This window comes from Ruminococcus sp. RTP21198st1_G1_RTP21198_201120, from assembly GCF_040924265.1.
Taxonomy (GTDB): domain Bacteria; phylum Bacillota; class Clostridia; order Oscillospirales; family Ruminococcaceae; genus Hominimerdicola; species Hominimerdicola aceti.
Window position 1 is genome coordinate 128942 of sequence record NZ_JBCOMH010000008.1, and the last position, 13283, is coordinate 142224.

Annotated in this window: 8 protein-coding genes and 1 tRNA gene; 8 read left to right on the plus strand and 1 reads right to left on the minus strand. The window is 44.7% G+C overall.

What is annotated here, in order from left to right; all coding sequences use genetic code 11:
• Nucleotides 1-63 precede the first annotated feature (63 nt).
• From AB5627_RS07030 to AB5627_RS07065, 8 genes are all read left to right on the plus strand, one after another.
• A complete protein-coding gene (locus tag AB5627_RS07030) occupies nucleotides 64-1371 on the plus strand; it encodes a phenylacetate--CoA ligase family protein (RefSeq protein ID WP_041337511.1) in 1308 nt (435 codons plus the stop codon).
• 18 nt (nucleotides 1372-1389) lie between these two features.
• The gene (locus tag AB5627_RS07035; RefSeq protein WP_022287478.1) at nucleotides 1390-1824 is read left to right on the plus strand and encodes an ACT domain-containing protein; all 435 of its coding nucleotides are present in this window, start codon (nucleotides 1390-1392) and stop codon (nucleotides 1822-1824) included.
• 155 nt (nucleotides 1825-1979) lie between these two features.
• The gene (locus AB5627_RS07040; protein WP_022287477.1) at nucleotides 1980-2150 is read left to right on the plus strand and encodes a DUF362 domain-containing protein; all 171 of its coding nucleotides are present in this window, start codon (nucleotides 1980-1982) and stop codon (nucleotides 2148-2150) included.
• Between the two features lie 543 nt (nucleotides 2151-2693).
• Nucleotides 2694-3899, plus strand: coding sequence for a transglutaminase domain-containing protein (locus AB5627_RS07045; protein ID WP_368369755.1), 1206 nt, complete (start codon nucleotides 2694-2696; stop codon nucleotides 3897-3899).
• A 220-nt stretch (nucleotides 3900-4119) separates the two neighbouring features.
• A complete protein-coding gene (locus AB5627_RS07050; protein ID WP_368369756.1) occupies nucleotides 4120-5670 on the plus strand; it encodes a L,D-transpeptidase family protein in 1551 nt (516 codons plus the stop codon).
• Between the two features lie 53 nt (nucleotides 5671-5723).
• The gene (locus AB5627_RS07055) at nucleotides 5724-6290 is read left to right on the plus strand and encodes a M15 family metallopeptidase (RefSeq protein WP_368369757.1); all 567 of its coding nucleotides are present in this window, start codon (nucleotides 5724-5726) and stop codon (nucleotides 6288-6290) included.
• 439 nt (nucleotides 6291-6729) lie between these two features.
• Complete coding sequence (gene gltB / locus AB5627_RS07060) at nucleotides 6730-11271, plus strand: glutamate synthase large subunit (protein WP_195249714.1); 4542 nt, start codon at nucleotides 6730-6732, stop codon at nucleotides 11269-11271.
• Between the two features lie 77 nt (nucleotides 11272-11348).
• A complete protein-coding gene (locus tag AB5627_RS07065) occupies nucleotides 11349-12833 on the plus strand; it encodes a glutamate synthase subunit beta (RefSeq protein WP_117903829.1) in 1485 nt (494 codons plus the stop codon).
• Between the two features lie 137 nt (nucleotides 12834-12970).
• On the opposite strand, the gene AB5627_RS07070 is transcribed toward AB5627_RS07065, so the two are convergent.
• Nucleotides 12971-13046, minus strand: a tRNA-Thr gene (locus AB5627_RS07070).
• Between the last annotated feature and the right edge of the window lie 237 nt (nucleotides 13047-13283).

The following is a 13283-nucleotide window of genomic DNA, read 5'->3' on the forward strand; positions in this document are numbered from 1 at the left end:
ACTTGTGCAAAGTTGATACCCGAGTAATATGACCGAAACCATTTTAACAGGAGGTGTGTTCCAATGGGAAAATATTGGAACGAAGAGATCGAGTGCATGGCGCACGAGGACATGAAAAAGCTCCAGAGCGAAAGACTTGTCAAGCAGGTCAAGCACGTCTGGGACAATGTGCCATACTACAAGAAGCTTATGGAAGAAAAGGGCGTAACGCCTGATGATATCCACGGCATTGAGGACCTGCACAAGCTGCCGTTCCTTTCAAAGGCTGATCTGCGTGAGGCTTATCCTTACGGTCTGCTTGCAAAGCCGCTTTCAGAGTGCGTGAGAATACATTCCACAAGCGGAACCACAGGCAAGAGAGTTGTGGCTTTCTACACTCAGCATGATATCGACCTTTGGGAAAATTGCTGTGCAAGAGCTATAGTTGCCGCAGGCGGAACAAAAGACGACGTTTGCCACGTTGCATATGGCTATGGACTTTTTACAGGCGGAGCAGGTCTTAACGGCGGCTCTCATAAGGTGGGCTGTCTTACTCTGCCAATGTCATCAGGAAACACAGAAAGACAGATACAGTTCATGCAGGATCTCGGTTCTACTATCCTGTGCTGTACTCCGTCATATGCCGCTTATATAGGTGAAACTGTAAAGGAAATGGGCATAAAGCCAGAGGAGCTTACACTCAAAGCTGGTATCTTCGGTGCTGAGCCTTGGACGGAGGAAATGCGTCATGAGATAGAGAAGCTTCTTGGTATCAAGGCTTACGATATCTATGGTCTGACAGAAACAAGCGGTCCTGGCGTAGCTTTCGAGTGCGAAGCACAGTCCGGTATGCACATCAATGAGGACAACTTTATCGCAGAGATAATCGACCCTGACACAGGAGAGGTGCTTCCTGAAGGCTCAAAGGGCGAGCTTGTATTCACAAGTATCACAAAGGAAGCTTTCCCTCTGCTGAGATACAGAACAAGAGATATTTGTATTCTTACAAGAGAGAAATGCTCATGTGGCAGAACTCTTGTCAAAATGTGCAAGCCAATGGGCAGAAGCGACGATATGCTCATCATTAAGGGCGTAAACGTGTTCCCATCGCAGATAGAGTCAGTGCTTCTTAAGATATCAAAGGCAAGCCCTAACTATCAGATAGTCGTTGACAGGGTGAACAATTCTGATACTTTCGAGATAAGAGTCGAGCTTAATGACGATATGTTCTCTGATACTGTCAAGTCTATCGAGGATCTTGAAAAGAAGATATCCAACGATATCCATAATATCCTTGGCATCAAGGCGAAGATAAGACTTGTTGAGCCAAAGAGCATTCCGCGTTCTGAGGGCAAGGCAGTAAGAGTTATCGACAAGAGAAAGCTTGTCTAAAAGACAGGGGGTAATTTTATGACAGTAAAACAGCTTTCGGTTTTTATTGAAAACAGACCTGGCAGATTGTCTGCCGTTACAAAAATACTTGGGGATAATGATGTGAATATCCGTGCAATGTCGCTTGCTGACACAAAGGATTTCGGTATTCTCAGACTTATCGTTGACGATTTTGAAAAAGCAGTTTCAGCCTTGAAAACAGAGGGCTTTTCCGTTACCACCACTCAGGTGCTTGCAGTGGAGATAAATGACCGCCCAGGCGGACTTTCAGAAGCAATGAAAGCTCTCTACAATGACAACATCAGCGTTGAGTATATGTATTCTGCATTCATAAACACTAAGGAAAACACGGCTTATCTTATCCTTAGAGTAGAGAACGTTACAGCCGCTCTGGAAGCTTTGAGTGAAGCAGGATTTGCACTTATCTCACAGCAGGAATTGGCAAGCATCTAGCTGATTAGTGAATACTAACCGAAAAATCACTTAAAATCTATGTGAAATTTTTATGAAATGCCGAAAACCTCTTGATTTTTTCAGAAAATGTGTTATTATATAAGTATAGTATTTGATATGATACTTGTAGAATTTATGCAAGGAGGTCTGTGAAAATGGCTTATAAGATTAGTGATGAGTGCATCGGCTGCGGCGCTTGCATGGACGCATGTCCAGTAGGAGCTATCTCCGAGGCTGACGGTAAGTGTGCTATTAACGCTGACGAGTGCATCGACTGCGGTTCTTGCGCAGGTACTTGCCCTGTAGGAGCACCTCAGGCTGAGTAATTTACTTAAACTAAGAGAAAACGTCTGTCGTATGGCAGGCGTTTTTTTGCACTTATTTTTTGTGTATTAGTTTTCAGCACATTATCATAAAACTGTCACATTGGCGGAGTATAATATAAACACAATAAGAGAAAGACAAAAAGATGAAATTTACACATATACTTTTTTCTCCATATATACTTCATATACTTCAAAAAAAGGAACGCTGGCTTGTGTCTGCGTTCTTTTTTTGCGTGGGTGATTTTGTGGATAGATATGTAAAATATCGTGGAAAATATGGGCTTTTGTAACGCAGGTGTCCGTTTTTCGGTATTATTAATAAAAGTTTTGCGAAATTTGTTAAAAGTGATAAAAATAGAACCCTTATTGTCGTTCCTGGGATATAAAATGTACAATGGTTGTAACTTGACGTTCATATAAACTTCATAAACGAGCGAAAAAACGGCTTGAAAATTACAATTTGATTACAACACCCCTTGACTTTTGTAACCTTATTCATTATAATATGGTGTAGTTTATCACATTTGAAAGGAGCGTTCTGAATTGGGTTATTTGAAGTCGGGAATATCCCGCTGTGTGGCTGTGCTTTCTGCCTGCGGAGTTGTGACAGTATCTGCTGTGACTTTTGCGACACTTGATAAAAACGTTATCCAGCCATGTGCGGTCATGCCGCCTGAAAATGCAAAGGTCATTTCTGCTGTTTCTGACAAGGAAACATCTGAGCAGATCGGGGATATCACAACTGTTCTTACAACATCAGCCGTCAAGGAAACTGCGAAAAATTCTCAGACCGAGGCTGTAAAGGCTGTAAAAACTGCAAAAAGCGAAACAACAAAGGCAACAAAGTCAGCTTCCGAAACAGCTTTGAGATCAGAGAGCGTAACGACCTCTGTAGTATCACAGAAGCCAGCGTCAGTGACCGCAGTGCAGAGCGTGACTTCCGCTGACACAAAGCTTAGCATATCAGTAAGCCTTGTGACAAAGAAAACTCAGCAGGCTTCAAAGTCTGAAACAAAGGTTTCTGCTGTTACTTCCGCCCCTGTCAGCACTACTGACAGCGATACTGTTGCCTCAAAGGCTACAAAAAAGACTACAACAGTGAAAACTACTACTGCAAAAACTACTACCACTGCAAAGACAACAACTGCCCCTGTTACGACCTCAACGCCTGCGGTGACTACTACCAAGAAAAAGACCACCACCACTAAGGTGACAACAACTAAAAAGCCTGTTACAACTACAACCACTGCGCCTGTTGTCGACAACGGCAAGACCCCTGCACAGCGACTTAATTCTGCAGTGCTTGATCCAAAGGCGACGCTCAGCGCAAAGGAAGAAAAGATACTTCTGAAATATCTCCATAAGATAATATCAGATGATATGACAAACTACGAAAAGGCTGTGGCTTGCTACGATTATATTATAAAGAACACGGTCTACGATTACGGCGGCTGGGCAAATCCTGTCAAGGCTGTTCTTGAGGACGGTTACGGCACTTGCACAGAATATTCTTACGTTTACGCCGCAATGCTTGGCTACATAGGCTTTGACGCAAAGACCGTTGACGGCAAGACCGCTATGGCGGCAGGCGGTTACGGCTATCATATGTGGGTGGAGGTAACGATAAACGGTCAGGTATATGTTATGGACCCTCAGGTGGACGATAACATGAGCTGGGGAGCGTATATCTCCCATGACCGCTTCTGCAAGACCTACAGCGAGGTCAAGAACAAGTATATAAAAGATTGATATTGTATCGGGTGGAGTTATCTGCCCGATATTTTTTTCTGTGTTTGCGTGCAGTTTGTTTGCAGTACGTTTATTTGTACATTAAATAATAATATCCGGCACTCTTTTTGTGACAAATTTTTCAGTCTATCCTATAGACAAAAGGAAAAAAGCATGATATAATTATTCTTGATACATTGTCGGCAAATGCCGAACGTCATTTTGTACAGGAGGATAATTGATGACGGAAAATTCCACAAAAATAAAGAAAAAGACTGCGGCATCTGTGAAGAAAAACAGCTCTGTCAAAGGTTCATCAAAGAATAAGAAAAGAAAGAAAAAACGCAACAATATCGGCATTATCTGCGGCACTGCGGCAGCGGCTATCGTGATAGTTGTGGGCGGAGGATATTTCATTGGAAGAGCTTACTATAGCAACAGATTCCTGAGCGGCACAACAGTGAATGGCATTGACGTGGGCGGAAGGACATTTGAACAGGCTTGCGATCTGCTCGGGGTGAACGATATGCCTTATGAGCTTACGGTCAAAACTATCGACGGCACGCCTGTTGTTTTCAAGACAGCTGATTTTGATTACAGACTAAGCGGCAAGGACGAGCTTCAGAAGATCTATGACAGCGTGAACAGAAAAACATGGTTCTCTGGATTTATACAGAACTCCACCTATAGTTTTAATGAGGACATCACATTTGATGTTGAGAAGCTTCAGAAACTTGTGGAGAAAGCAAACTGGGGCGATGTTGAAACTGCCGATGCAAAGCTTGGTCTTAACGAGGATAAGACGGCTTATGTTATCACCCCTGAGGTGCAGGGAAACAAGATAACCGATATGAAAAAGCTTGAAGCTTATGTTACGCAAAGCGTGGCGACAGGTGAGCTTAGCGTTGAGCTTGACAAAGACACAGGTTGTTATTCCCTTCCTGAGGTGAAGAGCGCAGACCTTGAGGACGATTGCAAGAAACGAAATGATGTTTTCCAGCTTTCTGTCACATATGATTTTGACTACACCACAGAAACTCTCACGGGCGAGGAGCTTATGAAGATCATAAAGCTCAAAGATGACGGAAGCTACACTGTGGACAGAAAGAAAGCCATGGAGTATGTGGAAAAGCTCGCAAAGAAGTATGATACATATAATACTAAGAGAAAATTCCACGCCACTTTGCAGGGCGACATAATCGTGCCGACAAGCTCTGATGCTAAATACGGCTGGTGGATAGATCAGGAAAAGACTTGTGACGATCTTGTGGATATGCTTGAAAAGGGCGAGAGCGTTGACAAGGTAGACCCTATCTATTACAGTACCGGCTATTATGACTTTACAGGCGTTGAGTCTGCGAGAAGCAAGGACGATGATATAGGCGACACTTATATCGAGATAGACCTTACCGACCAGCACCTGTGGTATTATGAAAAGGGTAAGAAAAAGCTCGATACCTATATAGTTTCAGGTCAGACCACATCTAAGGCGAGAACAACTCTCCCCGGTGTTTATAAGCTGTGGTCAAAGGAGACCAACAAGCGTATGAAAGACACAAATGCCGATGGCGACGAGTGGGATACAAAGTGCAACTTCTGGAACAACGTTTCTCTCTGCGGAATAGGTCTTCACGATTCAACGTGGCGAGGCGGATATTTCGGCGGTGAGATATACAAATACAACGGCTCTCACGGCTGTATAAATATGAGCTATGACGACGCCAAATATGTTTATGACAACGTGCCTTACGGTACGCCTGTTGTTATGTACTACAAGTCTGCGGATAAATAATAAGGACGGTCAAGGTATCATGCCTTGACCGCTTTTTGTAAGGAGTGTTTTTTATGGAAAAGATATTATACAGAGAGGGCTTTACGGCTGAGGAGCTTCCAAATGAGGTGATAGAGCGTATCAAAGGCGTTTCCTATAAGGAAAATCCCTATGTGAAGCTGGGCGACCTTGCCTATCTGCGTGTGAGATATTATGACTTTGAGCATAAGGTGCAGTCTGGGGAGCTTATCGTGGCGAGGAAGCTTGCGCAGGAGGTTCTGGATATCTTCTATGAGCTTTTCGAGGGCGGTTATGAGATAGAAAAAATCAAGCTCGTGGACGAGTATGACGCTGATGATGAAAGGTCAATGGCGGATAACAATTCCTCTGCCTTCAACTATAGGGTGGTGGCTGGTACAAACACTATTTCGGCTCACAGTTACGGCAGGGCGATAGACATAAACCCTCTTATAAATCCCTATATAGTGGGGGATAAGGTCATGCCTGCCAATGCTACAGAGTATGCAGACCGTGACAAGGCTTTTGATCACAAGATTGACAGAACAGACCTTTGCTATTGCATTTTCAGGCGTCATGGCTGGAAATGGGGTGGTGACTGGAACAATTCTAAGGATTATTAGCATTTTTACAAAGAGTACGATTCTCCGCTGAAAATGGCTGTAAATAAGCTGAAAAGAGCGTTGTTACGTTAGTTTGCAAGGTTTACCTAGGAAAGCGATATGAAATCATAAGTTATATATGTATACCGATTAACTAAAAATTAATAATGAATTTATGCAAGTTTTATCATTCGCTCTTGCATTTTGCTGTAATGTGTGTTATAATGATTAAGCCGCCAAAAAAGACGGCAAAAGGCTATTTTCTTGCATTTGTGTGAAAAACCACGCTTTGGGTTTACTTGCGCTTATGCAGGATTGCAGGATTTTAATTTCTTCCTGCAAATTTTTTTATTAAAAACAGCTAAAAATCGGCTATGAGCCGTGAAATAACATACGTTGCTGAACGATAAGCTATAATTTTTTTACAGTTTGGCAGGAAAGGGTGATAAAAATGGAACGCATGGAGGATATGACTAATGTAAAAAGCCTGTATTCACCGAAATTCGAGCATGATAACTGCGGAATAGGTGCTGTTGTGAACATTAAGGGCAAAAAGAGCCACGATACTGTTGCAAATGCGCTGACTATCGTTGAAACGCTTGAGCATCGTGCTGGTAAGGACGCAGAGGGCAAAACAGGTGACGGAGTAGGTATCCTGCTTCAGATCTCACATAAATTCTTCAAGAAGATCGCCGCCGCTGAGCTTGGAATCACGCTTGGCGAGGAGAGAGACTATGCCGTTGGTATGTTCTTCTTCCCACAGAACGAGCTTGCGAGAAATCAGGCAAAGAAGATGTTTGAGATAATCGCCGAAAAAGAGGGTCTGGAGATCCTTGGCTGGAGAGTCGTTCCTGCAAAGCCTGAGGTGCTTGGCAAGAGAGCTGCCCAGTGTATGCCTGCCATAATGCAGTGCTTCATCAAGCGTCCAAAGGGCGTTAAAAAGGGTCTTGATTTTGACCGCAAGCTATATGTTGCAAGACGTGTGTTCGAGCAGTCGAATGAGGACACCTACGTTGTATCGCTTTCAAGCAGAACTATAGTATATAAAGGAATGTTCCTTGTGCAGGATCTCAGAAAGTTCTTCCCTGACCTTCAGGATAAGGACTACGAGTCTGCTATCGCTATGGTACATTCAAGATTTTCTACCAACACAAACCCAAGCTGGCAGAGAGCTCATCCTAATAGAATGATCGTTCACAACGGTGAGATAAACACTATCAGAGGCAATGCTGATAAAATGCTCGCTCGTGAGGAAACGATGAAGTCTGAGCATTTGAAGGGAGACCTTGATAAAGTCACACCTGTTGTAAACACAGAAGGCTCTGACTCAGCAATGCTCGACAACACACTTGAATTTTTGGTCATGAGTGGAATGGATCTGCCACTGGCTGTCATGATAACGATCCCTGAGCCATGGGATAACAACGGCACGATGAGTCAGGCTAAGAAAGACTTCTATCAGTATTACGCAACTATGATGGAGCCATGGGACGGACCTGCTTCTATCCTTTTCTCTGACGGAGATATCATGGGTGCAGTGCTTGACAGAAACGGTCTGCGTCCGTCAAGATATTATATCACAAAGGACGGCAATCTTATCCTTTCATCTGAGGTTGGCGCACTTCCTATCCCGTCAGACAATATCGTTGAAAAGGAACGACTTCGCCCAGGCAAAATGCTTCTTGTTGATACTGTTCAGGGCAGAGTTATCGACGATGACGAGCTTAAGGAATACTACGCTTCAAAGCAGCCTTACGGCGAGTGGCTTGACAGCAACCTTGTCAGACTTAAAGACCTTAAGATACCAAACATCAAGGTAGAGGAACACGGCTACGAGGAAAGACAAAGACTTCAGAAAGCTTTTGGCTATACTTATGAGGACGTTATGACATCTATCCTGCCAATGGCAAAGAACGGCTCTGAGTCTATTGCCGCTATGGGTACAGACAGCCCGCTTGCGGTGCTTTCAAAAGAGCCTCAGCCACTGTTCAACTACTTCAAACAGCTCTTTGCACAGGTAACAAATCCGCCTATAGACGCTATCAGAGAGGAAATAGTTACCTCCACAACTGTCTATATCGGTGAGGACGGCAACATTCTTGAAGAAAAGCCTGAAAATTGCAAGGTAATGAAGATACACGACCCTATCCTTACCTCAACAGATATCCTTAAAATAAAGAATATGCACATTCCTGGCTTTAAGGTAGCTGTTATCCCTATACTTTATTATAAGAACACAAGACTTGAAAAGGCTATAAACAGACTTTATATAGAAGCAGACAAGGCGTTCAGCGAGGGCGCAAATATCCTTATCCTTTCAGACAGGGGAGTTGACGAGAACCACCTTGCTATCCCGTCACTGCTTGCAGTATCAGCGCTTCATCAGCACCTTGTTGTTACAAAGAAGAGAACATCTCTTGCTATTATCCTCGAAAGCGGCGAGCCTAGAGAAGTTCATCATTTTGCAACACTGCTTGGCTATGGTGCTTCCGCTATCAACCCTTATCTTGCTCAGGAAACTATCCACGAGCTTATTGCTGACGACCTTCTCGACAAGGATTACTATGCCGCTGTTGACGATTATAATGCGGCTGTTCTCCATGGTATCGTAAAGATAGCTTCAAAAATGGGTATCTCTACTATACAGTCATATCAAGGCTCACAGATATTCGAGGCTATCGGTATCGGTCAGGACGTTATAAACAAGTATTTCACAGGTACTGTCAGCAGAATAGGCGGTATCACAATATCTGACATCGAGAAAAATGTTGACAGACTTCATACATCAGCCTTTGACCCTCTTGGACTTGGCACAGACACAGAGCTTGAATCAAGAGGAAGCCACAAGTTCAGAAGCGGCAAGGAGGAGCATCTCTACAATCCTCAGTCTATCTATCTGCTCCAGCAGGCTGCAAGGACTGGTGACTATGAAACATACAAGAAGTATTCAAAGCTTATCTCTGAGGAAATGGACCCTGTGAACATCAGAGGTCTTATGGATTTCAACTTTGCTGAAAATCCTGTTCCACTGGAGGAAGTTGAGAGCGTTGATTCTATTGTAAGAAGATTTAAGACGGGCGCTATGTCCTACGGCTCTATCTCGCAGGAAGCTCATGAAGCACTTGCTATCGCAATGAACAGACTTCACGGCAAGTCAAACTCAGGCGAGGGCGGTGAGAGCCTTGACAGACTTCTCACAAAGGGTACTTCTGAGGACAGATGTTCAGCTATCAAGCAGGTGGCTTCGGGACGTTTCGGTGTAACTTCAAGATACCTCACATCTGCTGATGAGATACAGATAAAAATGGCACAGGGAGCAAAGCCTGGCGAGGGCGGTCATCTCCCTGGCAAAAAGGTTTATCCATGGATAGCTAAAACAAGACACTCCACACCTGGCGTGTCGCTTATCTCACCTCCGCCACACCACGATATCTACTCTATCGAGGACTTGGCTCAGCTTATCTATGACCTGAAAAACGCAAACAAGAACGCAAGAATTTCTGTAAAGCTTGTTTCTGAGTGCGGTGTTGGTACAGTTGCGGCAGGCGTTGCAAAGGCAGGCGCAGGTGTTATCCTTATCTCAGGCTATGACGGCGGTACAGGTGCGGCTCCGAGAAACTCTATCTACAATGCAGGACTTCCATGGGAACTTGGACTTGCAGAAGCACATCAGACCCTTATCAAGAACGGTCTTAGAAACAAGGTCGTTATCGAAACAGACGGCAAGCTCATGACAGGCCGTGATGTTGTTATCGCAGCGATCCTTGGCGCAGAGGAGTTCGGCTTTGCAACAGCTCCGCTGATAACACTCGGCTGTGCAATGATGAGAGTATGTAATCTTGATACTTGCCCATTTGGTGTTGCAACACAGAACCCGGAGCTTAGAAAGAAGTTCCCCGGCAAGCCTGAATATGTAATGAACTTTATGATATTCGTGGCTTCCGAGCTTAGAGAATATATGTCAAAGCTTGGCGTAAGAACAGTTGACGAGCTTGTGGGAAGAATTGACCTTATCAAGCCAAAGGCTGGTATCACAGGCACTGCGGCACAAGTTGACCTTTCTAATATCATCAACTCTGATTACGTTTCAGAAAAGGTAGAATACAACAAGAAATCCAAGTATGACTTCAAGCTTGAAAACACTCTTGATGAAAAGGTACTCATGAAGGAGTTCGAGAAAAATCTTGAGAGTGGTGAGAAGAAGTCTATCACAGTAAATGTCAAGAACACAGACCGTTCATTCGGTACTATCTTCGGCTCAGAGATAACAAGAAAGTATTATAACACACTTGCTGACGATACATACAAGATAGTCTGCAACGGCTCAGGCGGACAGAGCTTCGGCGCATTTATCCCGAACGGCTTGACCCTCGAGCTTGTGGGCGACTCTAACGATTATTTCGGCAAGGGACTTTCAGGCGGTAAGCTCGTTGTTTATCCTCCAAAGGATTCCACTTTCAAAGCCGAGGACAATATCATTATCGGTAACGTTGCACTTTACGGCGCAACAAGCGGTAAGGCGTTCATCGACGGTGTTGCAGGCGAGCGTTTCTGCGTAAGAAACTCAGGCGCAGTGGCAGTTGTCGAGGGCGTTGGCGACCACGGCTGTGAGTATATGACAGGCGGCTGTGTGGTAGTTATCGGCAAGACGGGCAAAAACTTTGCGGCAGGTATGTCGGGCGGTGTAGCTTACGTTCTTGACGAGGACAGACACCTTTACACAAGACTCAACAAGGAAATGGTACTTTTCTCTGAGGTCAAGGAGAAGTACGATATAATTCAGCTCAAAGACCTTATCCAGCAGCACGTTGACGCAACAGGCTCTGAAAAGGGCAAGCGTATTCTTGATAACTTTGAGGAATATCTGCCTAAGTTCAAGAAGATAATCCCTCACGATTACAAGAAGATGATGTCTGCTATAGCTTCAATGGAAGAAAAGGGTATGAGTAGTGATCAGGCGCAGATAGAAGCATTCTATCAGATCATCAACGGCAAGCAGTAAGCCTGCGCACATGAGATATTGTACTTTTAAAATCGAAAGGAGGATATACTTGCCGTGAAAGCAAGTATAGTTGAGATATGGGAAAGCCAACTGGTTTTATGGACTATAAGCGTGAGGACGCAGCAGCGTTCTCTGTTGAGGAACGTATAAAGAATTTTAATGAATTTCACACTCCTCTTTCAAAGGAGGAGCAGCAGAAGCAGGGAGCAAGATGTATGGACTGCGGTGTGCCGTTCTGTCAGGCAGGAATGAAGATAGGCAACGCATTTTCGGGCTGTCCGCTTAACAATCTTATCCCTGAATGGAACGACCTTATATACAAGGGCAACTGGGAGCAGGCATATTACAGACTTCATATGACGAACAATTTTCCTGAGTTCACATCAAGAGTTTGTCCTGCACTTTGCGAAAAAGCCTGCACCTGCGGAGCTAACGGCGACGCTGTTACCACAAAGGCTAACGAATACGGCATTATTGAAAATGCCTATGCCTGCGGATATGCGTCAGCAAGAGTGCCAAAGGTAAGGACAGGAAAGACTATCGCTGTTATAGGCTCAGGCCCGTCAGGTCTTGCTGCCGCTGACCAGCTCAATCAGAGAGGTCACAGTGTAACGGTTTTCGAGCGTGAGGACAGAGTGGGCGGTCTGCTTATGTACGGCATACCGAACATGAAGCTTGAAAAGCAGATAATCGAGCGCAAGATAAACATAATGAAAGAAGAGGGCATCGAGTTCCGCACAGGCGTTAATGTGGGCAAGGATATCACAGCGGCTGAGCTTCTCAAGGACTTCGACAGAGTAATACTTTGTTGTGGTGCTTCAAATCCTAGAGATATCAAAGCCGAGGGCAGAGATGCAAAGGGTATCTATTTTGCAGTGGATTTTCTGAAATCCACAACTAAGGCGCTGCTGAACGGCGGTCTTACGGATAAAAACCACATTTCCGCAAAGGGCAAGAACGTCATGGTAATAGGTGGCGGAGATACAGGAAATGACTGCGTTGGTACAAGCGTAAGACATGGCGCAAAGAGCGTTTTGCAGCTTGAAATGATGCCAAAGCTTCCTGACACGAGAGCTGAGAACAACCCATGGCCGCAGTGGCCAATGGTCTGCAAGACAGATTATGGTCAGGAGGAAGCTATCGGTGTGTTCGGTCATGACCCGAGAGTTTATCAGACAACTGTCAAGGAGTTTCTCAAAGACAAAAAGGGCAATCTTAAGGGCGCAGTGCTTGTAAAGCTCTCCCCAGAGAAAGACCCTAAGTCAGGCAGAACGATAATGAAGCCTGTTGAGGGCAGCGAATACAAGGTAGAAACCGAGCTTGTTCTTATTGCGGCAGGCTTTCTGGGATCTGAAAGCTATCTCACAAAGGCTTTTGGCGTTGAGGTAGACGGCAGAACGAATATCGCAACAGCCGACGGCACACATCAGACGAACGTGAAGAACGTCTTTGCCGCAGGCGACGTGCGCAGAGGACAGTCACTTGTAGTATGGGCTATCAGAGAGGGCAGAGATGTTGCCCGTGAGGTGGATAAGAGCCTTATGGAGTATACAAATCTGTAATACGAGATAAAAATATAACACCGTCCGAGGAGTTCGGGCGGTGTTTTTTGTGTGTAGGGTATCGTACCCATGGGCGGCGACAAAAAAATCCGCTACCATAAATGATAGCGGATTTGGGTGCAGGGACACGTCCCTGCTGGAGCTGCTAACCGGACTTGAACCGGTGACCTCGTCCTTACCAAGGACGTGCTCTACCTACTGAGCCATAGCAGCAAACCAATTACAGTAATATATTATACACTATCTCTGCCGCTTTGTCAAGCCCTTTTCACAACTTTTTTACTCTATTCTGTTGGTTTACAATAGATGTGTTACGAAACGTATCACATCTATTTTTTATGCCTAAATCCGAAAAAATCGGAAGTAGGTATGCAGGGGGTAAAGGTTAGTATTACCCTTTACCCCCTATCGCACAATCGCACAAGCAGGCAGTAAGGCAAGTAAACACGC